The organism is Acinetobacter geminorum, from assembly GCF_013009345.1.
GTDB lineage: Bacteria > Pseudomonadota > Gammaproteobacteria > Pseudomonadales > Moraxellaceae > Acinetobacter > Acinetobacter geminorum.
Window position 1 is genome coordinate 84,601 of sequence record NZ_JABELE010000003.1, and the last position, 25,594, is coordinate 110,194.

Annotated in this window: 23 protein-coding genes; 13 read left to right on the plus strand and 10 right to left on the minus strand. The window is 38.8% G+C overall.

The window, feature by feature from the left end:
- Positions 1-88: 88 nt before the first annotated feature.
- On the plus strand, positions 89-568 hold the full coding sequence (locus HJG58_RS03770; RefSeq protein ID WP_033849133.1) for an SCP-2 sterol transfer family protein: 480 nt from the start codon (positions 89-91) through the stop codon (positions 566-568).
- A gap of 43 nt (positions 569-611) precedes the next feature.
- Here HJG58_RS03770 and dtd read toward each other — a convergent pair whose 3' ends face one another.
- Positions 612-1,055, minus strand: coding sequence for a D-aminoacyl-tRNA deacylase (gene dtd / locus HJG58_RS03775; RefSeq protein WP_170247981.1), 444 nt, complete (start codon positions 1,053-1,055; stop codon positions 612-614).
- 168 nt (positions 1,056-1,223) lie between these two features.
- On the opposite strand from dtd, the gene pncB reads away from it, so the two are divergent.
- The 5 genes from pncB (at position 1,224) to HJG58_RS03800 (ending at position 6,483) form a co-directional block, all read left to right on the plus strand.
- Positions 1,224-2,438 (plus strand): nicotinate phosphoribosyltransferase, encoded by a 1,215-nt coding sequence (gene pncB, locus HJG58_RS03780; protein WP_170247982.1) that lies wholly within the window; start codon positions 1,224-1,226, stop codon positions 2,436-2,438.
- Between the two features lie 148 nt (positions 2,439-2,586).
- The gene (locus tag HJG58_RS03785; protein ID WP_032006659.1) at positions 2,587-3,435 is read left to right on the plus strand and encodes a sulfurtransferase; all 849 of its coding nucleotides are present in this window, start codon (positions 2,587-2,589) and stop codon (positions 3,433-3,435) included.
- Positions 3,432-4,283 carry an archaetidylserine decarboxylase gene (gene asd, locus HJG58_RS03790; RefSeq protein ID WP_170247983.1) on the plus strand — a complete coding sequence of 284 codons (852 nt, stop codon included), beginning with the start codon at positions 3,432-3,434 and terminating at the stop codon, positions 4,281-4,283. The genes HJG58_RS03785 and asd overlap by 4 nt, the downstream gene beginning before the upstream one ends.
- A gap of 429 nt (positions 4,284-4,712) precedes the next feature.
- Positions 4,713-5,933, plus strand: a complete 1,221-nt coding sequence (locus HJG58_RS03795; RefSeq protein WP_170247984.1) for an acetamidase/formamidase family protein — start codon at positions 4,713-4,715, stop codon at positions 5,931-5,933.
- Between the two features lie 130 nt (positions 5,934-6,063).
- Positions 6,064-6,483 (plus strand): hypothetical protein, encoded by a 420-nt coding sequence (locus tag HJG58_RS03800; protein ID WP_170247985.1) that lies wholly within the window; start codon positions 6,064-6,066, stop codon positions 6,481-6,483.
- Between the two features lie 72 nt (positions 6,484-6,555).
- On the opposite strand, the gene HJG58_RS03805 is transcribed toward HJG58_RS03800, so the two are convergent.
- Positions 6,556-7,314, minus strand: coding sequence for an AcfC family putative adhesin (locus tag HJG58_RS03805; RefSeq protein ID WP_170247986.1), 759 nt, complete (start codon positions 7,312-7,314; stop codon positions 6,556-6,558).
- 242 nt (positions 7,315-7,556) lie between these two features.
- On the opposite strand from HJG58_RS03805, the gene HJG58_RS03810 reads away from it, so the two are divergent.
- Positions 7,557-8,753: an alpha/beta fold hydrolase gene (locus HJG58_RS03810; protein WP_216076499.1), complete on the plus strand. Its 1,197-nt coding sequence runs from the start codon at positions 7,557-7,559 to the stop codon at positions 8,751-8,753.
- A gap of 69 nt (positions 8,754-8,822) precedes the next feature.
- Here HJG58_RS03810 and phoR read toward each other — a convergent pair whose 3' ends face one another.
- The 3 genes from phoR to HJG58_RS03825 form a co-directional block, all read right to left on the minus strand.
- Entirely contained in the window at positions 8,823-10,181 is a 1,359-nt protein-coding gene (phoR, locus tag HJG58_RS03815) for a phosphate regulon sensor histidine kinase PhoR (protein WP_068564604.1), read from the minus strand.
- Positions 10,182-10,190: 9 nt separating this feature from the next.
- The gene (gene phoB, locus HJG58_RS03820) at positions 10,191-10,901 is read right to left on the minus strand and encodes a phosphate regulon transcriptional regulator PhoB (RefSeq protein WP_000650776.1); all 711 of its coding nucleotides are present in this window, start codon (positions 10,899-10,901) and stop codon (positions 10,191-10,193) included.
- A 254-nt stretch (positions 10,902-11,155) separates the two neighbouring features.
- Positions 11,156-11,827, minus strand: coding sequence for a TetR/AcrR family transcriptional regulator (locus HJG58_RS03825; RefSeq protein WP_031949648.1), 672 nt, complete (start codon positions 11,825-11,827; stop codon positions 11,156-11,158).
- A 212-nt stretch (positions 11,828-12,039) separates the two neighbouring features.
- Here HJG58_RS03825 and HJG58_RS03830 point away from each other — a divergent pair, with 212 nt between their 5' ends.
- Positions 12,040-12,873, plus strand: coding sequence for an SDR family NAD(P)-dependent oxidoreductase (locus tag HJG58_RS03830; RefSeq protein WP_039766441.1), 834 nt, complete (start codon positions 12,040-12,042; stop codon positions 12,871-12,873).
- Positions 12,874-12,929: 56 nt separating this feature from the next.
- On the opposite strand, the gene HJG58_RS03835 is transcribed toward HJG58_RS03830, so the two are convergent.
- The 5 genes from HJG58_RS03835 to HJG58_RS03855 form a co-directional block, all read right to left on the minus strand.
- Positions 12,930-14,297, minus strand: a complete 1,368-nt coding sequence (locus HJG58_RS03835; RefSeq protein WP_216076500.1) for an MATE family efflux transporter — start codon at positions 14,295-14,297, stop codon at positions 12,930-12,932.
- Between the two features lie 106 nt (positions 14,298-14,403).
- Positions 14,404-15,558 (minus strand): pyridoxal phosphate-dependent aminotransferase, encoded by a 1,155-nt coding sequence (locus tag HJG58_RS03840; RefSeq protein WP_170247989.1) that lies wholly within the window; start codon positions 15,556-15,558, stop codon positions 14,404-14,406.
- Between the two features lie 28 nt (positions 15,559-15,586).
- Positions 15,587-16,897 (minus strand): DUF445 domain-containing protein, encoded by a 1,311-nt coding sequence (locus HJG58_RS03845; protein ID WP_005078711.1) that lies wholly within the window; start codon positions 16,895-16,897, stop codon positions 15,587-15,589.
- Positions 16,898-16,910: 13 nt separating this feature from the next.
- Entirely contained in the window at positions 16,911-17,474 is a 564-nt protein-coding gene (locus HJG58_RS03850) for a CC0125/CC1285 family lipoprotein (protein ID WP_108009723.1), read from the minus strand.
- A gap of 59 nt (positions 17,475-17,533) precedes the next feature.
- Positions 17,534-18,073 carry a DUF924 family protein gene (locus HJG58_RS03855; protein WP_170247990.1) on the minus strand — a complete coding sequence of 180 codons (540 nt, stop codon included), beginning with the start codon at positions 18,071-18,073 and terminating at the stop codon, positions 17,534-17,536.
- A 168-nt stretch (positions 18,074-18,241) separates the two neighbouring features.
- On the opposite strand from HJG58_RS03855, the gene gshA reads away from it, so the two are divergent.
- From gshA to HJG58_RS18970, 5 genes are all read left to right on the plus strand, one after another.
- Complete coding sequence (gene gshA, locus HJG58_RS03860) at positions 18,242-19,819, plus strand: glutamate--cysteine ligase (RefSeq protein WP_170247991.1); 1,578 nt, start codon at positions 18,242-18,244, stop codon at positions 19,817-19,819.
- 16 nt (positions 19,820-19,835) lie between these two features.
- Entirely contained in the window at positions 19,836-20,357 is a 522-nt protein-coding gene (locus tag HJG58_RS03865) for a disulfide bond formation protein B (protein WP_170247992.1), read from the plus strand.
- 156 nt (positions 20,358-20,513) lie between these two features.
- The gene (locus HJG58_RS03870; RefSeq protein WP_170247993.1) at positions 20,514-23,897 is read left to right on the plus strand and encodes a type VI secretion system Vgr family protein; all 3,384 of its coding nucleotides are present in this window, start codon (positions 20,514-20,516) and stop codon (positions 23,895-23,897) included.
- Between the two features lie 3 nt (positions 23,898-23,900).
- Positions 23,901-24,437, plus strand: a complete 537-nt coding sequence (locus tag HJG58_RS03875; RefSeq protein WP_170247994.1) for a hypothetical protein — start codon at positions 23,901-23,903, stop codon at positions 24,435-24,437.
- A complete protein-coding gene (locus HJG58_RS18970) occupies positions 24,434-25,525 on the plus strand; it encodes a hypothetical protein (RefSeq protein WP_235944456.1) in 1,092 nt (363 codons plus the stop codon). Before HJG58_RS03875 ends, HJG58_RS18970 begins: the two co-directional genes overlap by 4 nt.
- The last annotated feature ends 69 nt before the right edge of the window (positions 25,526-25,594 follow it).

Genomic DNA, 25,594 nt, shown 5'->3' on the forward strand with positions numbered 1-25,594 from the left:
CAATTGATGCATAAAACACAGGCAATGGTATGTCGTTGCTAAGTTTTGCTCTAAAGTTTTCATAAAAATACAATAGGCGTGAATGTTCATGAAACTTTCTTCCATACCTGTAGTCAAGTTACCTCTCGTTGATGTCAGTACAGACCCGTTAGATTTATTGGTAGCAGGTTTAGTGCTGCGTATGAAGCAGTTGGCGCGTACTAGCCCTAAGTTTATTGAACTGATTCATGACCGCGCGTTCCGTATTCAGATTGGTACAGACCTAGGCGTTGCACGTCAGATCATTATTAATAATGGTCAAATTGACACGGTTGCAGGTGCACCTGAGAAAGCTGATTTTATTTTGCAATTCGCAGACAGTGAGCAAGGTGTAAAAACTTTGATTAAAGGTGACCCAACAGCATTTATGACGGGTATGCAAGACGGCAGCATTAAAATGGAAGGTGATTTCAGCCTATTGGTATGGTTTAACCAAGTCGCTAAGCTCATTCCACCTAAGTTACCAAAACCAGTAAAAGAAAAAGTACGTCAGGCGCGTGCTTTCATTAAAGAGAAAACTGGACGTTAATTGCCAGACATAAAAAAACTCCCATTTGGGAGTTTTTTTATGTCTATGCTTCAACTTCCAAATTGAAAGTTACTGGGCCATCATTAATGAGGTGTACTTTCATATCCGCAGCAAAAATTCCGGTTTGAACGTTTTCAAATTGAGAATGTGTATATTCAACCAATTGTTCGTATAATGCTTTTGCATCGCTAGGTGGCATTGCCGGGCCAAAGTCTGGACGCAAACCTTTTTGTGTTTGTGCCATTAAGGTAAATTGCGACACAAGCAGGATTCCACCATTTGCTTGAGACACGTTCCAGCCCATTTTGCCTTGCTCATCATCAAAGATTCGATATTTCAAAATTTTATCAATAAGCTTTTGGCCAACAGCCAAATTATCATCTCTGCCAATGCCTAAAAACACCAGTAGGCCGTGTTGGATTTCGCCTGTAGTTTCACCGTCTACCACCACTTTGGCTTCAAGAACTCGTTGTATTAAAGCGCGCATAGTTAAAGCAAATTTCTATAATTAATTGAATTAACGTAGTTTAGCAGAATTTAAATTAAATGATTTTTAAAAGGAAATTTCATGGAACTGCAACAATGGTATAAAACCTCGCAATTCATCCATAAAAATATGCTTTAATGCTAAGAAGCAAGCGAATAATCATTGACTATGTCTCCAATTATCCATTCTTTACTAGATACAGACTTGTACAAATTTACGATGTTACAAGTGGTTTTGCATAAATTCCCGCAAACCCATAGTGTCTATCATTTCCGCTGTAGAAATTTAGAAGATACTGTCTATCCACTAGTAGATATTTTGGATGATTTAAACGAGCAACTCGACTATTTGTGTAGCCTTAAATATAAAGAAGATGAGCTTCAATATTTACGTAAATTACGCTTTATCAAAAGTGACTTTGTTGATTATTTAGAACTATTTCAACTGAAACGACGTTTTATTCAGGCTAGCATTGATGCAGAAGGTCGTTTGGATATTCGTATTGAAGGTCCAATGGTCCAGGCCATGATGTTCGAGATTTTTGTTCTGGCAATTGTAAACGAGTTATATTTTAGCCGTATCAAAACAGACCAAGTTTGGGCTGAAGGCGAACGCCGTTTACAAGCAAAACTTGATTTGATTCAGCAATATGAAAAATCTCAACAGCCGAATGATCCACCGTTTTTAGTTTCTGATTTTGGTACACGCCGTCGTTATAGCTTTGCATGGCAAAAGCATGTCGTAGCGGCATTTCATAAAACTGTACCAAATGTGTTCCGTGGTACAAGTAATGTGTTGCTGGCTAAAGAGCTTAACATTACACCAATCGGGACCATGGCACATGAGTTCCTACAAGCTTTTCAGGCACTTGATGTACGTTTGCGTGATTTCCAAAAAGCTGCTCTGGAAACGTGGGTACAAGAGTACCGTGGAGATTTAGGAATTGCCCTAACCGATGTGGTAGGGATGGATGCTTTCTTACGCGACTTTGACCTGTATTTTGCCAAACTCTTTGATGGTTTACGTCATGACAGTGGCGACCCGTATGAGTGGGGCGATAAGGCGTATGCACATTACCGTAAATTAAAAATTGATACCAAAACCAAAATGCTGACCTTTAGCGATGGCCTTAATTTGCCAAAGGCATGGGAATTGCATCAGTACTTTAAAGATCGTTTTCAGGTGAGTTTTGGCATTGGAACTAATTTGACCAATGACATGGGGCAAAAGCCGCTGAATATTGTGTTGAAACTGGTTGAATGTAATGGTCAGTCAGTTGCGAAAATCTCAGATAGTCCGGGTAAAACCATGACTGACAACGATACTTTCTTGGCCTATTTACGTCAGGTTTTTGAAATCGAAGAACTTGAAGAAGCGGTTTAAGTAAAAAGTAGTCTCGCTATTTTTTATTTTTAAAAGTGAGAATGCTGATATCTGATTTGCTGCTAAAGTGTAGCAGAAAATCAGAGTTTGTTAGATATATGCTTATGCTAAGATTGAAAATAAGCTGGTATAAAAAGAAACCATGACGATGACACTCCCTGATTTTAAACTCGATTTATTAATAGAAGCAGAAGAATTAGTGCCTTATTTAGGCAATGAATATATTCGCATTATAGATTTGAGCCGTGCATCGGTTTATGAACAACTCCATATTCCACATGCCATTCATTTACAGCCTAAATGGTTAGTGGCTCAGCATGAAGAAGCAACTGGTGTTTTGCCGGATGAAGCGGGTTTACAAGCACTTATTGAAAAATTGAATATTTCACCTAATCATCATGTCGTAGTGTATGACGATGAAGGCGGGGCATGGGCTGGGCGTTTAATCTGGAATTTGCATTGCTTAGGATTTACCCGTACCAGTTTAATTAACGGTGGTATCCATGCATGGTTAGGGGCAGGCTTACCCACTACAGCAGAAGTCGAAAAAATTTCTCCTGTTACAGACTTAATTCAAATTGATTTATCACATGCTGCTCAGTTCAGAGTGAACTATGAAGAGCTACGCAAACAAGTTGAACAAGAAAGTGTGCAACTATGGGATTGCCGGACGAGTGATGAATATAGTGGTGTCCGTTTAGCAGCGCGACGCGGCGGTCACATTCCAAATGCCCTCCATTTTGAATGGAGTACTGCACTTAATCGTCAAAATCATCTAAAATTGCATCCGCTTGAACGCACGCGGCAGCGCCTTGAACAACTTGGGTTCGATTTACAACAACCTGTAGTTGTGTACTGCCAGTCACATCACCGTTCCGGTTTGGCCTATATTCTGGCTAGACTCTTGGGCTGGGAAGCAAAAGCCTATGATGGTGCGTGGAGTGAATGGGGCAATCGCCTCGATAGTCCTATTATTACTGGAGAATCACCCTCGTGAGTTTCACATCTCGATTAAAAAAAGAATTATTTATTAAGGCACAAAACCTTGTACCACAGCACCAATTGAGCCGTGTGGTAGGTAAAGTTGCTGCGAGTGAAAATCCAGTTGTGAAAAACGCTGTTATTCATGCGTTTAAAGCTAAGTATGGGATTGATTTATCGATTGCTGAACAAGGCAATGCACTGAAATATAAATCTTTTAATGACTTTTTTACCCGTGCATTAAAAGAAGGTGTACGTCTAATTGATGAAAATGCAGATAGTATTGTGTCACCAGCGGACGGTGCAATTTCCCAAATTGGTAAAATTACTGCGGGTGAAGTCTTTCAAGCCAAAGGTCAAAGTTTCTCTGTAGAGAAATTAATTGGTGATCCGCAACTTGCTCAGCCATTCCAAGATGGTGAGTTCGCGACAGTTTATTTATCACCACGCGATTACCACCGTGTTCATATGCCGTTTGCAGGTACTTTAACAGAAACGTTATATGTGCCAGGCGAGCTATTTTCGGTAAATCAGGTCACTGCTGAAAATGTACCGGGATTATTTGCTCGTAATGAACGTATGGTGTGTTTGTTTGATACTGAACTTGGCCGTATGGCTGTTGTTCTAGTGGGGGCGATGATTGTTGCTGGTATTGAAACTGTGGCAACAGGCAAGGTAAAACCTTCAGGTCGTATCGAATTACAGCATCATCAGTTAAAGCTAGAGAAAGGTGCTGAGCTTGGACGTTTTTATTTAGGTTCTACAGCCATTATTTTATTTGAAAAAGATAAGATCGAATGGGAACAACGTTTTAAAGCTGAGTCTGTGGTTGTAATGGGTGAGCGCATGGGACATACAGTTTAGTAAACGATATAATCACCATAAAATAAGTAAACCCTGACTTTAATTATTCAGGGTTTATTTTTTTAATTTAAGTTATATAAAATTAAAATATATAACTATGTTTTGACTTATATTATATAGAAAAATAATTATTATTAAGTGATCTAAATGAGTACGTTATATGAGCTAGTCTATAAATATGTATCTGAAGAGAGCAAAAATATTAATATGATTAAAAATTAATAAATAAAAATAGAATGAAATATTTAAGTTAGACTTAAGTCGAGGTTTTAATTTTATTTGAAGATAAGTTATTAAATCTAAAAAAATTATTTATTTTTTATAACCATGAAGCGCTTTTTTGATATTACACCACTTTAGCCTTGGCACAATGCTTGCTACTTGTTTAGGACTTTACTGTAACTTTCATATTTTTTAGGTTCTGAAATCATGTTAAAAGTTAAACGCCTGACAGCTTCGGTTTTATCTGTACTTTGTATTTCACTCACCCATGCCAATGATTTTAAAGTTTTAAATCAAATTTCAAAACAGCCTACTCAACTTCAAAGTGGCGAATATAAAGGTAATTATTATGTTCCCTCTACTTTAAATACCATTACATGGGGCTATTTACCAAATCGAGATGCTAAACCCGTGCTTACTGTTCCGTCGGGTAGTGTAGTGACATTCGATACGGTTTCTCATGAAGGTTTACTTGAAGATCAGGGGCGTAATGCTGAAAAGTTCTTTAAATCGAAGGGTGTAAATTCTAATCAAATATTGGAAGATGCAAAAACAATTACACAGTCAAATTTAAAGCATGATTTTCATAAAGATGGGCCGCATATTGTGACAGGCCCTGTTGCCATTGAAGGCGCACAGCCCGGTGATATTTTGAAAGTTGAAGTACTTAAAGTTGAACCGCGTGTTCCTTACGGTGTGATTTCAAATCGACATGGTAAGGGGGCTTTAGTAGGGGAGTTTCCTAAAAAAGCGAAGCAAGAAAATGCATCGGCTGAACATCCTGAACGCTATGGAAATGTATCGATTTTCACCCCAATTGAAAAAAATGCACAAGGTGAATATGAAGGGGTATTAAAAACAGAATCTGGTAAATCAATACGTTTTCCGCTGTATCCTTTTATGGGAATTATGGGGGTAGCAGCCAATACATCTGAGCCGGTTCACTCTGTACCACCTGCAATGTATGGCGGAAATATTGATATTAATGAACTAGGTACAGGTTCAACCGCGTATTATCCTGTTCAGGTTAAAGGTGCATTATTCTATACGGGTGATAGCCATTTCGCGCAAGGCGACGGAGAGGTGGCATTAACGGCACTGGAAGCTTCAGCCCGCGCCACGCTCAAATTTACCTTACTCAAAGCAGGTAAGGACAAAATACCGGGCAAAGATTTAAAACAACCCTTAGCTGAAAATGCTGAGTTTTGGATTACGCCGGGACTTGATGAGGATTTAGATGAAGCCATGAAAAAGTCTACACGTGAAGCCATTCGTTTCTTAAACCAAGAATACGGTATTGATGAAGCGACAGCGTATGCCTATTTAAGTGCCGCAACTGATTTTGAAGTTTCACAAGTAGTAGATAAAACTAAAGGTATTCATGCAAAAATCAGAAAAGCTGATTTTAAAGAGTTTGAGCGTAAATAATTGAGATGATCAGAGCTTGGTATTTAAAATATTAAATACCAAGTTAATCTTATTTTAACTATTTATAAGTATTATATAATTTATAATTAAGTATAATGAATATCACACATATTTATTAGTATAAAATCTAATGCAATCACTTCCAAACGTTCTACTATATCTTGCTGCTTTATTAACATTCTGTGCCGCATTACTTCATTTTGTTTGTGTGTTCTGGGGAGCAAATGGTTTTCGGTTTTTAGGGGCGGGGAAAAGTATTGTCCAGATGGTTGAAAGAGGGCACTGGTATCCTAATTTTACAGCTATAACTGTGGGGTTAATTCTAACTGTATGTGCTATTTATGCCTTCTTTGCAGCAAAGGGAATACAGGTATTACCATTTACTAAACTTATTTTGTCACTTGTTTCAGCGGTTTTTCTTATCCGTGGTTTTGCTTTTTCATGGTTAAAGTCAAAATTTGTGGGAAATAGTGATTTATTTTGGTATGTCAGCTCAGCCTTTTGTTTAATACTCGGCGCTTTATATGCCGCAGGCGTATATTTAATTTGAAACGAATATATTCTAAGTGAACTAGAGTGAATAATTTTAAAAATTAAAAAGGGAGCTTAGCTCCCTTTTTAATTATTTAGTCCAGCCATATTTTTTGAAAATAGCATTAGCTTGCTGAGACGATAAGAACTCTACAAAACGTTTAGCCTCGGCATCTTTTAAACTATGTTTAGTTAATGCTACACCTGTGTCACGATAGACAACTAGCTCTGGTTCGATAGGGATAATTTGTCCAACATCTGGGTTACTAACTCCCCAAATATTAAAGACTAACCAAGCATCATAGCTGCTATTTTCTTCCCAGTTTTTCTTGGCAATCCCTGTGTTGGCTGCATAGGTGGCAATATTCTTTCGAAAAGCTTTTGTTAATTGAATATTTCCGGTTCTGCCAGCGATATCTTCCCACATACCGACTTGACCTGCACCATGTGTAACTAAAACTTTAATATTGGGTTTAGCTAGGTCTTTAAATCCTTTAATATTTTTAGGATTTCCTTTGCGTACTAAAATGGCTGCGGGGCGTAAATATAAAGGTTCCACCGAGTCTTTTATAATTTGCTCAGAAAAGGTATTTTCGAAATCAGACATCATGGCTTCGGAACCACTATAGATAACATCTGCATTTAGTTTCGCTTTTTCAGACCATTGAGCAGTAGGAACAGAAGTCACATGGACTGCTATGCCAGTTTTATTGGTGAATTGTTTGGCGGCTTCTTTCATGGCGGGTGCGGGCCCACCTGGACCATAGACTTGTACGTCTGCAAAACTATGGATAGATAGAGAACCGAGAATAAGAAAAATCAGGTAGGGTATAAATTTTTGTTTTGACATTTTAATCACTATAGTAATTAAGAAAATATCAGCATATATTTTTTATTATTGAAATTGGATTAATTTTTGCAACGATATTTATAATACATTTCTTTGAAATATATTTAATGAGATTTTAAGAGACTATATATAAATGTAAATTATTTTGAGTTGAATATAAATATAGAAGATTCTATGGTAATTTATATTTTATAAATTAATTATTTAAATAGATGTAATGTAAATAATAGAGGAGTAATCCCTTGATTAGAAAAAGTAATTCTTTTTTAAAAATTTTATTTAGCAGTATTTGTTTGGTGTCTGGCTCTGCTATGGCTGCTCAAATTACTGATTTGGGTAAGCAAATTGTGAGCGAAAAACCAGGCTCCATACTCTCGATAGCACAACAAGATGTGACAGATTTATTTCCTCATGCAGATCAGCGCTTGTTGGTTAATTATCGTAGTCGAGGTATTCAGGGCGAGCCTATTGTTGCATCGGCTTTTATTTTATTACCGAAAGGAACACCACCAAAAAATGGCTGGCCGATACTGGCTTGGGCACATGGGACGACAGGAGTTGCTGATACTTGTGCACCTTCGGGTGACTATGTGGGTGGACCAGTTCACTCATATCAAGAAGTTGCTTCCAAAGCTTTAGATGGTTGGCTTGCACGTGGCTATGCAGTTGTTGCACCTGATTATCAGGGCTTAGGTACATCAGGCGGGCATCCTTATATGAATGCAAAGAGCCAACTACATACGGTTGTCGATGCAGTGCGTGCATTGCATTTGCTTAAGCCCAAGAGCTTTAATAAACAGTGGTTGGTGATGGGGCACAGTCAAGGTGGGGCTGCGGCAATTGCAGTGTCTGCCTATGGTCAAAAAGATGCACCTGAACTAGATTTAAAAGGGGCAATTGCTCTTGCGCCAGGCGGCTATCAATATGAAGGCATTGCAGAATATGTGAAAACTAATCCGAACCCAGAACCTAGTGTGGCAGCATTTTTCCCGATTGTGTTATTGGGAGCACAAGCAGCAGAACCAAGTATTGTTCCTGAAAACTTAGTCAGTGCAGAAATGAATGCGGTGCTAACTCAAGCGCGCAGTCGCTGTTTATCTGAACTTCAATCTGATTTGAAGAAGTCTCCTTCTAGCATATTTCTGCCTAATGCAGACTTAAAACCTCTTCTGGCTTATCTAAAACAACAGTCCATTGAAAATATGGTGCCGACTGTGCCATTAATGATTGTTCAAGGTTCTAAAGATCATTTAGTCGACCCTAGAGGCACATCTGCTTATTATCAGCAGTTATGTAAATTAAAAAAACCAACTATATATCAAACGATTGATGGCGGAGATCATCGTGATGCATTACGCCAGAGCAATACTTTTGCCACTAGTTTTTTAAACGTAATAGAGAAAAATCAGACAAAATCGTATTGCTCCAATTTTAAGTAAATTGGTTTAAATAATACAAAAAAGCCGACTTTTCATGAGTCGGCTTTTTTGTATGTGCAGGGAATAGTTTTAGGTCATGTTATATAGTCTTTCTTTTGGAAAAACTGCGGTAAATGTTGATCCCTCGTTTTCTTTAGACTGCACATCTAAATACGCACCGTGTTGCATAAGCACATGTTTTACAATTGCTAAGCCTAAACCTGTACCACCTGTTTGACGGCTACGGTCGCTGTCCACACGATAGAAGCGTTCAGTCAGGCGTGGTAAATGTTTAGGATTAATTCCGATGCCCGTGTCTTGTACACTAAAGTAAGCATGTTCGCCATCATCATGCCAGCCAATGGTAATGGTTCCACCTTTTGGCGTGTACTTGATGGCATTGGTAATTAAATTACTAAATGCGCTGGCAATTTCCATGTCGGAACCAATCAGGTCGCAGTGGCTATCAATGTGTAAATTGAGCGTATGTCCATAATCGGCATTATAGGCCTGAGCATCATCAAATAATTGATTCATTAAACTCGGCATTTCAATAATCTGATTTTTCGCAATTTTCTTGTTATTTTCTAAATTTGATAACAACAGTAAATCATTGACCAAAGCATTCATACGCTTGGTTTGTGACTGCATTTGATCAAAGGCACGTTTCCAGCGTGGACTAATATCTTCCTGATCGGTAAATGTTTCGATATAACCACTCAGTACGGTTAATGGTGTACGAAGTTCATGTGAAATATTATCGACGAAGTCTTTACGCATTTGCTCAAGGTTATGCATACGAGTCACGTCGTAAGCTACTAATAAACGACTTTCTCCACCAAATCGAGTGAGCTTAACCTGTACATAACGGTCATCATCAAAATTGGAATGGAGTTTAATCCCATCGGGTGCCTGATCAATATTGTTAAAATATTCAATAAAGGTCGGCTGACGTAAAATCGTTAAGAGGTTTCGGCCACGGTCAAGTGGACTAATCCCTAATAAACGCTCTGCGGCTGGGTTCCACCATTCGATTTGATGTTGATCATCAATTAGAACTACGGCCTCAGCAAGGGCAACTAAGGAAGATTGTGCTCGGTCAATTAAACCGACCATTTCGGCCTGAACAATTCGTTCCTGACGCTGAGCACGGTAAACATTAAATAATAATGCACCCCAAATCCCGTTAAGATTTGGAGGCACATCATAAGGTTTATTGGCAATCCAGTCATTGACCAGATATAAAGAACGCAACTGGAGTGTAAAAAACACCACGAAGGCGATAAAAATACAACTCCAGAAATACCCGACACCTAAACCGACTAAACCGGCAATAATTAGAAAAAATAATAAAAGCCGTAAATCTTGTTTGGCAAACGTCCATAAACTACTGTAACGAGAAAGTTTTTGTTCACGTACCTGTTCAGGGACGGGGTAGGGTTCATACATAAATCTTGGTTAACCTGCGGCTAAATCTGCACGTGTTGAGAAACGGTAGCCAGTTCCACGTACAGTCTGAACAAATCGGTCAACACCAAAAGGTTCTAAGACTTTACGCAAACGACGGATATGCACATCGATAGTGCGGTCTTCAATATATACATTACCGCCCCATACCTGATCGAGCAACTGGGCACGCGTATATGCACGCTCTGGATGGGTCATAAAAAATGCAAGTAAGCGATATTCAGTTGGGCCCATATCTAAAATGCTGTTGCCAAAGCTAACACGCTGGCTTACAGGATCAAGAATTAAACCATTGGCATCAATTGTTTTTTCACCACTTAATGCATTTGCACGGCGCAGAACTGCCTTAATACGTGAAACCAGTTCACGTGTTGAGAAAGGCTTCGTCATGTAATCATCTGCACCCGCATCAAGACCTTGTACTTTATGGTCTTCTTCTCCACGAGCGGTGAGCATAATCACTGGAATTTCTGCTAGGTTCTCATCACGTTTTAAGCGGCGACATAAATCGACACCACTTACGCCTCCAGGTAACATCCAATCAAGCAAGATAAGCGCCGGACGTTGGTCGACGATAATTTGATGAGCCTGTTTGGCATCTTCAGCCTGTAAACACTGAAAGCCTGCCATGTCCAAAGAAGTATGGATCATTTCACGAATAGGGAGCTCATCATCGACAATTAAAATATAGTCATCTTTCACAGCGCAATATCCTATAGATTTAACGGTGAACCGTTTTGTAGTTATGACAGGCTTATTACAAAGATTAATTATGACAATTTCATTGCAGAAAAGTCTATAAAATTGAATTTAGCAATAATTTGTGACAAAACCAAGGCAAAGGCATGACCAAATGATGACATATAAACTTTAAACTTCTTAAATTCATTCAATGGGTTATTACCATAATTGCTTAACCGGTTTTTCAGATTATTAGCTGTCAAAAAACTTTAATATTATTTTGAAACTTGGGCTAATAGGGATAAGAAAACAATACGGCATGCGGTTAAAACCTGCTCAAGAGACTGCTCAAATCCTCCCATGACCCATCGAATCGCAATTTGAGTGACATATCCATTCAAGCCAGTTGCGATTAAAGAGAGCTCATTTTCATGGTGTTGAATTTGCGGCATGGTTAGCATAACAAAGGCCTGAATCATGCGATCAAATTGCGCAAGCGTTTCTTGAATGGTGGCTTGATTATGTAATTCTTGTACCAAAACGGCATCGACATAGATGATACGAGCTAATCTTGGATCATCTTTTAAGGTGGTCAGCAGTGCTCTTAAACCCGCATCGACCATTTTTTCTGGGTCGGGTGCAGCTTTAATCACGGCTTGCATCAGATTTTGCTGTAATTCTTCAATCATTTTTAAAAAGATGGTTTGGAATAAATCTTCACTTTTCTTAAATGATTCATAAAAATAACGTTCTGTGAGTTTTGCCTCTTGGCAAACATCTTTTACCGTCACTGAAAAAAAACCGAGCGTTCCGTAGGTCGCAATACCTGCTTCAATCAGTTTTTCACGGCGTGCCTCTTTACGTTCAGATAGAGATAACCCTTTGAACTGACGTTCTTTACTCACACTTTTTGTTTTCTTTTTACTGGTTGAGTCGTTAGTCGCCATAAATAAGTCGTTTCCTAAAGATTGGTTTCCTAATTTATAGGTTTTGGCCAAATATGCTCACTATGATAAAGCCCTCAGAAGAATTGTGCCATTCTATCTGAAATTACAGTGTACTATATTGACAATGGATATTGTCAAAATTATATTGAAGATGTCTGAACTGCACATGCAATGAACCGACTGTGCAAATATCGAAAAACAAAGGATGGACAATGAAAAATTTTAAAAACAAAGTCGCTGCAATTACGGGCGCGGGTTCTGGCATTGGGCAACAGTTAGCAATTCTTTTGGCAAAACAGGGCTGCCATCTTTCGTTGAGTGATATTAATGAAAAAGGATTACAACAAACTGTCGAGCTTTTAAAGCCTTACAGCAATATTACTGTTACCACCAAAAAGCTTGATGTGTCTGACCGTGAAGCGGTAAAACAGTGGGCGCAAGAAACTGTGCAAGATCACGGTTCTGTTAACCTGATTTTTAACAATGCTGGCGTTGCGTTAGGCTCGACTGTCGAAGGCGCAACCTACGAAGATTTAGAGTGGATTGTTGGGATTAACTTCTGGGGTGTCGTATACGGTACTAAAGAATTTTTACCGTTCATTAAGCAAACTCAAGATGGGCACATTATTAACATCTCGAGCTTATTTGGTCTAACTGCTCAACCAACCCAATCTGGCTATAATGCAACTAAATTTGCTGTGCGTGGCTTTACCGAATCGTTACGCCAAGAGTTGGATATTGAAAAAAGTGGCGTAAGTTCTTTGTGCGTACATCCGGGAGGCATTCGCACCAATATTGCTAAAGCTGCAAAAATGAGTGACAGTTTGACTAGTTTAGGTATGGACCCGACAAAATCGATTCAAAACTTTGACAAGCTACTTCGTACTCCTCCAGAAGAAGCTGCCCGTCAAATCTTGGATGCTGTTTTGAAAAATAAACGCCGTTTATTGATTGGTAGTGATGCAAAAATTCTTGATGCATTCCAGCGTTTATTCCCGACCGGATACCAACGTGCTTCAACCATTGTGACTAAGTTAATGAAATAATTTTCAATGCAAAAAAGCCATCAATTGATGGCTTTTTTTATAATATTTAAATAGTTCTAAATAAGAACTTTGATCGTCTTTTTCTTCCAGATAAATTGATAATACAAGCCTTGAATAATACATAGACTGACAAATGCCAAGGCATAGGCAACCCAAATGCCTTTAAGTCCCCACATTGAGCTAAACCAGTAAGCACATGGAATCTCAATAAATAAAATGGCAGAGATGTTAATCAGCATTGGAACAGTCACGGTACCGCTCGCACGCATGATAGATGCAAAAATGGCACCTGCGCCAAAGAATAAAATTGCCCAAAGTACAATAAATAAAAGCTGCTGTCCTAACACCACCACAGTTGGGTCTGTGATGAATAAAGCCATCAAATATTTTGAAAATAGATAACCAAGTGCAATTAAGGTACCTGTAAATAAAAAGTTCATTCCCAGAGCCGTGCGAGTTACTCGTGCTAAGAGATCTGATTTACCCGCACCAATCGCTTGCGCTGCAAAAATTGAGGCTGCGATGGAGATCGAAATCGCTGGAAACTGAATGTAGTTGAGCACCTGATTCACTGCACCATACGCTGCTGTAGCATGTGAACCATAATGGTTAACCAACCCAACAATAACTAAACCCGCCATTGAGGTCGTAATCATTTGAATACCAGTTGGGACGCCTAAACGTAAAATGATTTTACTCAGTTCTGGATTATGACGAATATGTTGCAGAAGTTGACGATTCGGCCGGAGTGGATGATTTTTCTTATTTAGATAAATCGCGAGAAAAATCAAAATAGCCACATAACCCATGATCGTTGCGATTGCTGGAGCAATAATCCCAAGAGCAGGTAAGCCAAAATAACCTTTAAGTAATATTGGGGTAATTACTAAACCAATTACACTTGTTAGAGCAAGGGCCAGTAAAGGGGTTGTACTATCTCCCACACCACGTAAAATTGAGGTATAGATAATATAAACGAACAGAAGTGGGCTACCTGCCAGCATCCATTGCACATACGGCAAAGAAAGATGCATGACCTTGGGATCTGTACCTAAAAGCTCCAAAATATCATGAGCGAAAAACACACCGATAATCGCGGTAATAATTCCGCCAATGATGGTCATAAACAGGGTAGAACCAACCACACTTTGGACCTTTTCTATATTTTGCGCGCCCCATGCTTGTCCTACTAAAACAGTAGTACCCGTTGAAATCCCGATGATAAAAGCGAGGAGCAAAAATAAGATAGGAAAAAAAACCGAGACGGCAGCAATCGCATCAACTCCCATCATTTGACCAACAAAGATGGTGTTAATAGTTCCCGACAAGTTCTGCAAAATATTGGTTGCAATCAAGGGTAGCAAGAAAACAAAAAATGTTTTCCATAGATTTTGCTGTTGAATTAAGGACTGTCTTGGTGGCATGTATTCTCCATCGCCCATCTCTTTGTTGAGCTGGGCGGATATTCAACTTAGCATAGTTGGAGCGAATGACTTGTAGTATTTTTACAGCGCTAAGTGGCTAAATTTATTAACATTGATTCAAAATTTCTCCTGCTTTTTTCAGAGTCTCATCATTTTTAGCAAAGCAGAATCGAATCAAGCGTAAAGACTCAGGCGCTTGCTGATAGAAAACCGAAACTGGAATAGCCACAATCTTATGTTGTTCGGCAAGAAACTGGCACATTTCTACATCGTTTAAGTCGGGACGAATTTGACTGTAATCGAGGTTTTGGAAATAAGTACCTTGAGAAGGTTTAAGTAAAAAACGACTATTATGAATTGCCTGATTAAATCGATCTCTTTTCGTTTGGTAAAACTGCGAAAGCTCTTGAATATGTTCTGGATGTTGCTCCATATATTGTGCTAGAGCAATCTGACAAGGAGTCGTACCACAGAAGTTCGCATATTGATAAATCTGGCGGAATAAACGCATCAGTTCAGGTGAAGCGACGCAGTAACCTGTTTTCCATCCCGTCACATGAAAGGTTTTTCCAAAAGAACCAATTACAAAACTACGCTCTCTGAGCTCTGGAAAATGCAATGCACTAAAGTGTTGTTGACTATCAAAAACTAAGTGTTCATAGACTTCATCGGATAAAACTAAAATATTTTTATCTTGAATCAGTTCAATGAGTTCTAACCAGTCTTGTTTATCCCAGATCGTACCTGTTGGATTATGGGGAGTATTCACCACAATCATGCGTGTTTTGTCATTGATCAAATCTTTAACCTGTTGCCAGTTCACCTTAAAGTCGGGTGCTTGCAGGGCAATATGAACCGCTTTGCCGCCTGCTAATTCGACAGAAGGGCCATAACTATCATAACTTGGGTCAAAAATAATGACTTCATCACCTGCATTGATGCAGGCTTGTATGGCACAAAAAATTGCAATGGTTGCACCGGGAGTAATCGTGATTTGAGTAACAGGATCAAGTTGAATTTGATCACGCTGCTGAAATTGTAAAGCGAGTTGCTCCCGTAAACCGAGAATACCATCGCCAGGCGGGTACTGATTATGTCCAGCTAAAGTCGCTTGAGATAAGGCTTCAAGTAGGGCTTGTGGCGCCGGAAAATCTGGAAAGCCCTGTGACAGGTTGAGTGCACCTAGACGATGTGCCAGTGCCGTCATGGTACTAAAAATAGTCACGCCTTGAGTGGCCAATTTTGACTGTAGCTGAAGCATATTGTTCTCTTATTAAAAATATTTAAAGTTATAAAATTGATTCAATCACTGCCCGAATTACACCGAGTGTCAAACCAATAAATGCACCCACTACCACACCATTTACACGGATCATGTGCAAGTCGCCACCGACTTCATTTTCAATTTTCCCGATCATTTCACGTGAGTCCCATTCATGAATGCGTTCACTCACATAGCGTATGATTTTATGGCTATACTGATCCGTAAAATTCATGGCAAGTCCTGTCATTTCTTTGTTGAGAACTTCACGTACTTTTACATTTTGAACAAGGTTTTCACCGAGCTGCTGAATCGCAGCCCGCAGGTTCATTGCAATGCCAGAGTCTTCTTTCATTAAATCTTCTTTAATGGCATCACACAAAATGGTGACAGCACCACTAATGAAATTTAGAACTTGAGGACTATCAAGGAGCGCATCTTTACCACTGTTAAGACGTTGACTGGCAACACTATCGGGTTTCGCTAGTTCCAGCATGAGTGAATGTGCAATTGTTTCAATTTCTTGCCGCCATGGGTGTTCATGGTCTGCCAGCATCGATTCTACTTTTTCAACCAATGAGTCGATGGTACGTTGTTGAACATCAATTCCAATCCAGCTTGCACCTCTTGCAAGTGACCAGACGCCTAGTGCTTTAAACATTTTTCGGGTTAATTCACGAGTTTTATCTGGATTTTGTACGACCCATTCATGAGCGATATCGAGACCACGCTGTAAAACGTCTTGGTGGAAATCATTTTCCAATACCGCGCGTAGCATCTCACTGGCGAGTTTGTTGACTTGGGTATTACGTACCCATTGCACACTGTTGTTTTGCACGAAATTAGCAATTTGCTCTTGGCTCACAAATTCAAAAATTTTCGGTACAGTTTGCTGAATGAGCTGCACTACTTGAGTATTGTTTTGTGGACTTGCCAACCATTGACCAATTGCGAGACTTAAGTCTGTTTTTTCTAAGCTTCTTTCGACTACTTGAGGCGAAAGAAAATTTTCCTGTACAAAACGGCCCATTGACTCTGCAATGCGTGCCTTATTGCGCGGAATAATCTCGGTATGGTCGCGTAAAAACTTAGGAATCGGTAACTTACCAAAAGGGTTCCGAAACAGAACTGTAATCGCGTACCAATCGGCTAGACCACCAACTACACCTGCTTCGGCCCCTAGCATTAAAATATGAATAAAACCTGTGTACTCTGGCAGAAAACGGTCGGCTACCATCAGTGCAATCCACAGCACAACGACGATGATCAGCGCTAGGGTAGCAAAATATTTACTACGTTTAAGACTGGGCACGTGGTGAACTTCTTCTGCCATGCTCATAAATTTATCCTATTCATTTTTGTTTTACTGGAGGCTCGGGCGGTGGCAACAGCGCTCCTGTCGGACTCAATCCATATTTTTGTCCGATTGATTTCAAGATCAAGGTTGCATCAAAAGCGTCTTGAGGAGCTTGCTTTTGATCCCGATAACATTCAATAGTATACGACACTTGAACAGGGTCGATATTGACCACTTGTGGGAAATCGTAGAACGGATCATGCCAGAAACCCGGATAGCGACGACCATAGCCATAAGGATAAAAGCTCGGCGCAGATGGATAAATCACAGCCTGACGTGGTGGTTTCTGACTTTGGTTACTTGGGTCATTCAGTACTTTAAAAAAGCGGAAACCTTTTTGCACGGTCGTTTGTGCTGATTTTACCAAAGTGATTTCTTCAGCTGCACCGTAGCTCATATTCGGATCGGCTTGGAAACTAATACGAAACGTTTGCGCATTTAAAGGGTATGCGGAAAACTGGCCAAGTTGATCAAAGGTTTTTGGTTTACTTGGAGTCGTCGCACAAGCAGTTAAAGTTAAGGCAGTGCCTAATGCTAAACAAAGAGAGAGATATTTCATGGTGAACTCCCAGCTGAGTATTAAAACAAAGATGACTCAGCATTAAAAATTAATAAGCTTTAAAAACTACTGTTCGGTTCTAATAAAAATTCGGTTTCCTCTGGAGTAGAAACACGTCCAAGAATGGTATTGCGATGAGGATAGCGTCCAAAGCGATCAATAATGACTTTATGCTTTTTTTCAAAGCTTAAGTTAATTTCATTGCCAAGACGTTGAAATAGTTTCAAGGCAAATTCATGGATCAATTTTGATTCACTATGCATAAACGGCATATATAAAAAAGAGCGTTGCTCTGGATTAAGCTGTGCATCGAGTTGCAAACTAATTGCTTCTTGTGCCAAAGCTAATGCCAAGCCGTCATAGGCAAAAGATTGGGGCTGATCACGATAGATGTTGCGAGAAAACTGGTCTAGTACAATAATCTCTGCCAAACGACCTTCTGCTGTTTTTCGCCAAGACCAGAGTTCTGCTTGAGTTGCCTGTCGATGAACATCAGAAAAATTTTCACGGATTTTTTTGTCAAAATCATCACTTTTTGCAAACCAAAGTGAACGGTGTTCAGGAGAAAACCAGAAGTTTAAAATGTCTTGTTCGTTCATGATATTGACAACTCTTTAGCAATTATTCTTCAATAAAATCACAATTCTTTCGTGTCTTAAATAACAAGATTGTGATAAAAATTGCCAAACTGGAATGATGTGATTATATAAGTAACCGTATCATCTCACGATTTTGTATATAGTGATCTTTAATAAGCGAGCAAATGCATGAGTCAACCCACTACACCATCTCAATCAGTTATTCCTGCTTGGGTGGATTCGTCGCTACTACAAGGCATGTTACGTGGAATAGAGCGTGAAAGCCTACGTATGCAAAGTAATGGGTTCTTATCACAAGAGTTACATCCGAAAGCATTAGGTTCAGCTTTAACACATCCAAAAATTACGACTGATTATTCAGAAGCGTTGATGGAGTTTATTACTTCACCTAAGCCAACCATTGAAGAAGCTCTGCACGAGCTCACCGATATTCATGCGGTTGTGCATCATCATTTAGAAAATGGTGAAAAACTCTGGCCGCTGTCTATGCCATGTATGTTAGACGACAATGAAGAACGCATTCGTCTAGCGCAGTACGGCACCTCTAATATTGGTCGTTTTAAAACACTATATCGCCGTGGGTTAGGAATTCGATATGGTCGTCGTATGCAGACCATTTCAGGTGTGCATTACAACTTATCTTTCCCAGATACACTTTTTGCTGAGCTACAAGCTCATGAAACTGACGAACAATTAAAATCATTAAGTTTGCAGGATTATTGTAGCCATCGTTATTTTGGCCTTATTCGTAATTTTATTCGTTTAACACCATTGGTCATGTTCTTGGTGGGCGCGAGTCCAACAGTATGTCGTTGTTTCTTGACCGGACACAAACATCATTTGTTGCCTTTAATCAAAGGTTCATACTATTTACCGTATGCTACAGCACTCCGTATGGGGCGATTGGGCTATCAAAACTCAGCCCAAAAAAGCTTAGGTATTCATTACAACAATTTGTCTGGCTATCTGGATGGTTTACAAAAAGCCGTTCATTCTCCTTACCCACCATTTAGCCGTTTAGGGTTAAATGATGCATCTGGTGAGCCGTTGCAAATTAATGATCATGTTTTGCAGATTGAGAATGAATATTACAGTCTAGTACGTCCAAAACAGGTGCCTCAAGCAGGTGAAACACCGTCTCAAGCTTTAAAAAATCGAGGCGTGGGCTATGTTGAGTTACGTGCTGTAGATGTAAATCCATACTCGGCAATTGGCATTGATGAAACGACAGCAGGCTTTCTTGAAGTGTTAGCACTTTATTGTTTGTTAAGTGATAGCCCAGACTTGTTATGTTCTGAGCAAGACTTGGTTGAGAAAAACCAGACAGAGGTGGTCAACCGAGGTCGAGCGCCAAACGCCACCATTACAGATTTAACTGGGTCATATCACATCGAAGATTGGGCACGTTTACATATTGCAAAAATGCAAGATTGTGCACAGCTACTCGATCAGACCTATGCAACGGACTTGTATGGTTCAGCTTTGGCGGTCATGCAAGCACGAATTGATGAAGTTGATGAAACTTTATCTGCCCATGTCATTGACGATACGTTAAAGCATGGTGGAACTTGGAGTTTTGGTAGCCACATGGCTCAGTTACATGCTGAAAGTTATGAACAGCATGAGCTTAGTGTGGAAACTTTGAAACATTTTGAACAGTTGGCTGCGCAATCTTTACAGCAGCAAGAAAAACTTGAGCAAGATACCAAGATCAGTTTTGATCAATATCTTGAACAATATCGATAATAAAACGAGGTTTTACATGCGATTAAGTTACCGTTTGGTGAGTGGACTACTTGTTTTAGCAAGTATAGTCGGCATGTCTTTTGCGTTGTATCTGGAACATGTAAAAGGTTTAGAGCCATGTCCGCTCTGTATTTTTCAACGTGTTGGCTTAATGGCGATGGGCCTTGTAGCACTCATAGCCTTTTTGCATAACCCAGTTTCCAATGCGATTAAACGTTTTTATGCATTTTTAGCAGGCATTGCAATTTTATGGTCAGTGGGTGTGGCAGGACGTCATGTCTGGTTGCAACATTTACCACCTGATCAAGTACCAAGCTGTGGTCCGGGTTTAAATTATCTAATTGATGCCTTGCCAATGAAAACGGTTTTACAAGAAGTATTGTCGGGTTCAGGTGAATGTGCAGCAATTGATTGGACCTTTTTAGGTCAATCTTTGCCAGTTTGGTCATTGGTCTACTTCCTCTTACTATTACTGGTCTGTTTATGGCAGTTATTCCGTTTTTATCCAGTATTTAAGACAACCAAAAAAAGAGCTTAAAGCTCTTTAAAAAAGCCCAACACTATGTTGGGCTTTTTATTGCTTAGGAATAGGTCAAAATATAAGAAAACAAATTCAAAAAAAGAATAATGATATAGACAGATAGGTCTGTTTTTTATAAAGTGCAGCCGTTTTATATCCTTATGATTATAAAAAATGCTTTTTAATATCTTTAATATTTTGGAAAAAATAGGGTTAAGTGCGCAGAAACGTGCCGTTCATGTGCAATTTTCTAATGAACTACTCAACAGCCAAGTTTTTTTACAACGTATAGAAGGCCAACATCAGCTAAATGGGGGATTGGAAGCTGAGTTGATCTGCCTTTCAATGAGTGCCCAAATTGCATTGAAGCAGTTTATAGGTGTGCAAGTTGCTGTTGATCAGGTCACTGATTCTGGACAATTATTTCGAACTACTGGAATTGTGACAGAAGCGAGTTATGGCCAGAGTGACGGTGCTTTAACGCTTTATAAACTCACCTTAAAAGACGCCACAAACTTATGGCACAAGCGCCGTAATAGTCGTGTTTTTATGAATAAAAGCATTATTGAGGTCACTGAAGTTTTATTTAAAGAATGGCAAGAAAGAAGTCCACTTTTTGCGAAAAGTTTAAGTCTCGATCTTAGTGGGTTAAGTCAGAGTTATGATATTCGCCCATTTATCATGCAGCACAATGAATCTGATAATGACTTTCTTACACGCTTGTGGCGAAGTGAAGGCGTTAGTTGGGTAATTGATGAAGCAGAGCTTTTTGTTCCTCACTTTACTGCATCTATACAATCTCAAAAACTTAGACTCATTGATGATAATAGCCAGTATCAAGCTTTAGCACGTCGTAGTATTCGCTATCACAGAAGTAGTGCAACAGAATATCAAGATAGTATTACGGGTTTTGTTGCGGTGCGGAGTCTGCAACCGACTGCGGTACATGTGCAACGCTGGCAACCTGATGCTCTAGCACACGAAGAAGGTGTAGGTTCAGTTATCACTACACACCTACATTCAGAACAATTTGATTCAGCGAGTTTAAGCCTTGAACAAGCATGGCATGTTAGTCCTGCTTGGATGCAAGATTTGAAAGGGGAAGATCAGGCCACTGCTTCAAGTAGTAATCAGCTAGAGAAATTGAATCAGCAATTTACGGATATGTACGCGAGTCGGGCCAAATATTTTAAGGCTTATAGTAGCGTCCGTGATAGTCAAGTCGGCTATTGGTTTAACTTACAGGAGCATCCTGAAATTGACCAGCATGAAGGAGCAGATCAAGAGTTCTTAATCATTGCTAAAAGTTTCTATAACCAAAATAACTTACCAAAAGATTTACATCAGCAAGTGAGCCAGTTGTTAATCCAAAGTCGTTGGGATAAGCATAGTTATGATGATATTGAGCGCCAAGGTAATGAGCTGATATTAATACGCCGTCAGATCAAGACGGCACCTGAATATAATCCAGAACAGCATCGCCCAATTGCGTACCCGCAAAGAGCCAAAGTCGTGGGGCCAGAGGGGGAGATTATTCATGTTGATGAATGGGGACGCATTAAGGTGCGTTTTCTATTCACCCGTAGTGATGATCATGGGCATGACGGTGGAGCAGGGAGCAATGACAATGATACCGACTCAGCTTGGGTCGATGTACTGACTCCTTGGGCAGGAGAGGGTTATGGCGCACGTTTCTTACCACGTATTGGTGAAGTGGTTGTCATTGACTTCTTCGATGGCAATATTGACCGTCCATTTGTGACTGGGCGCATCCATGAAGCGCAGCGCTCACCAACCAAGTTCGACGTAAAAGGGCAGCTTCCTGATACTAAAAAACTAAGCGGAATTCGCAGTCAGGAAATCAGTGGTAGTGGCTTTAACCAATTACGCTTTGATGACACGACAGGGCAAATTAGTACCCAATTACAAAGTAGTCATGCAGCAACACAGCTGAACTTGGGTAATTTGAGCCATCCGAAAGAACAAGCGACGAGCCAAGGCCGTGGTGAAGGCTTTGAGTTAAGAACAGATGCTTGGGGAGCTGTGCGTGCGGGTAAAGGCATGCTCATTAGTACCTATGCACAAGAGCAGGCGATTGCGGACCATTTAGAGGCTGCACAAGCACAATCTTTACTTTCACAAGGCTATGAAAGCATGAAAATGCTCAGTGAAGTTGCAGCAAAGCAACAGACTGATGCTTTGAACGTGATTAATCGCTTACCCAAATTCATCCAGTCACTTGAGCTAAAAACTACAGGACAGGCATTAGATAGTACGGTGAACCTATTTAAAGAAGGGATTAATAACGATCCTATTCACGCTTTAAAAGACTGTGGTGGCTTTATTCAAGATATTGGTGCGCTAGGGGGAAATGCAAAAGGTGTTGTAGACGAATTTAATTCTTTCTTTAGTGATGCCAAAGATGCGGTAGAAAACTTAAAAGCTTTCATCGAAAACGTTGAAGAACATGGTGCTGATATCGTTAAAGGTAAACTTGCCAGCATTAAAGACCGCATTCATAAAAATCCATTTGAAAGTATTCAAGAGGTCGGAAAAGTCTTAGCTAATGTCGAGACTAAAGACTTTGACATGATGAGTGTATGTGGAACATTTAGTAAAGGCAGTAAATTGGAAGTATCACCTTCTAAAGCATTAAGTTCTTTGCAAGGCTTTATGGAAGGTTATACCCAAGGTTTAGAAAGCAGTTCCGATGCTAAACAGCAAGAACAAGGCAAAATTTTTAGACAAGCGCTTATGTTATTAGCATCACCAAATGGCATTGCTTTGACTACACCTGAAAATATTATTCTGCAAGCTTCGCAAGATATTGCTGAAAGTGCCAGCGGTTCAATTAATTTAAGTGCACAGAAAAATATCATTGGGCATGCGCAAGACAAAATAAGCTTGTTTGCCGCGCAAAAGGGTTTCCGTGCTTATGCAGCAAAAGGAAAGCTCGAACTACAAGCACAAGACGATGCTATTGAAGCAATTGCTAAAAAGGTCATAAAGCTCATTTCTACTGAAGAAAGAATCGAGCTTATCAGTCCAAGAGAAATTGTTTTAACAGCGGGTGGATCTCAGCTCAAAATTAATGCGAATGGCGTATTTTCAACAACAGGTGGTAAGTTTGAAAGTAAAGCTGGGCAGCATTTATTTACAAGTGGAGCAACAGTAAATGCTGAGTTGCCGAAAATGCCTGAGAGTGGAATTTTTAGTCGAAGATTTGATTTTAGTGATATTTTCAATTTAGAAAATTTGAAAGAGGAAATTAGATTTAAAGTTATCAATAAAACAAAGAATACAGAATATGTTGGAATGTTAGATGAAATGGGTCGAACACCAAGAATATTTAGTGATTCATCAGATACTATTGAAATTCAATTTATTAGCAATAATGACAATAAAAGTATTATACCTACGAAGGAATTAAATGAAGATATTTATGATCATGATACTGGGGATTTTGTAGATGATGGAATTCAGAGCCAGCTTGCAGAAGCGCTAGATGATGAATATAAAGATGATCTAGAAGATGATTTTAATAAATTTGGAGTTTAAGAGATGAAACGCAGTCTAATATTGCTACTGAGCACATTTATCTCAATACAAGTTTTTGCTGAAGAAAATGCTTGTGAAAAAATTTGGGATAGCTTCAAAAATAAGAATGAAAGTATCAAAATTGATAAAGTTAATGTCCCATGTAAACAAATTTGGGAAGATAACAATAAAGCAAAGCTTGTAAAGACTATTGGCTTAAACCCAAAAGATCCTCAATGGATGTCAACAGGGGAATGTCAAGTTATTGAAGTGAATAAAAATAAATACCAAGTTTATTATGCTTATCTAAAAAATGATCATAGTGATATAAATATCATTAGTGATACTAATGGTAATTATTTTTCATATTTTAGAAATTTAGGTCGCTATGATATGTTTGAAGATAAGTTTTTTCCAACAAAAAAAGCGAATAAAAATGGTGTTGAGTTAAGTTGCCCTGGATTGGGGAATTTTGAGAAAATGAAACCTATTTTAAGTTCATATATCAATAATAAAAAAATTGATATTAAACGATTTAGTTTTGAGGACTTAAATAAATGAAAAATGGTAAATCTATAAATCAAAAGTCATATCCATTAACGCGATATGGATTTATTTGTGCCGTTTCAAGAATGGAATCTTCATCAGATTTAAGTTTACCCTTAACGGCACCAGTAAACATTAGAGCAAGCCAAAATAAAAATTCTCTGGGTTATATTGGTTTTTTCCAGTTTGGGGAAGCTGCACTTATCGATCTTGGTTATTATAAGCATTGGAAAGATAATTCTGATAAAACTGAAGAAAACGATTGGACAGGGAGTTGGACTGGACACAATGGTGTTAATTCTTTATCAGATTTTTTGAAATCTCCTGCTAAGCAGGTTCAAATCATTGGAGAATGGATAGATCTTCTTTGCAAACGATTAAGAAATAGAAGTTTTAATGAAAACTACGGGAAAATAATAAATGGAATTGAAATTACTGAATCGGGTGCTATTGCAGGGGCTCATTTAGTTGGTGACGGAGGCTTAGGTTCTTTTTTAGGTATATCAGGTTTTAAAGGAAATTATAAAGAAGTAGATGGAAATAATGTTCATATTAGTAAATATATTGAGATGTTTAACCATTATGACTTAGAAAGCTGTTGTAGTAGAAAAATATATATAAAATTAAAGAACCAAATTGGACAAATAGCAAAAAATAAAAAAGTAACTATTGAATCTGAATATAGTGGTAAGTTTAAACAATCAAAGTTTATTGTAAATGCAGAGTCAGATGAGCAAGGACTATTACCTGTTATTATTAGACATCCAGGCAGTAAAATTATAATTAAGGCAGATGGAAAACAATCAGCTGTTATTACCCAAGCCTCTGATAAAAAACAATCTATTGAATTAAGTGTAAGTGAAGATATTAAAATTCAATCTGTTTTACAAAAACCTGCTGAACCAGAGCCAAAACAAGAAAAAGTTGTTGTTGTTGAACAGAAAACTGTTGATTCGAAGAAAGATGAGGTGAAAACAAATACTTCTAAAGATATAAAATTTGATATAACCATAATAGAAAGTGACACAAATAGAAAAATAACGAATATGAGGTTTTTCGTAAGATATAAAGGTAAGATCAAAGAGCATACTTCTGATAGTTAAGGAATAAAAACTGGTATAATCGCAGAAGAGGGTGAAAATTTAGATATATTGGTAAATGGAAGTAAAGGT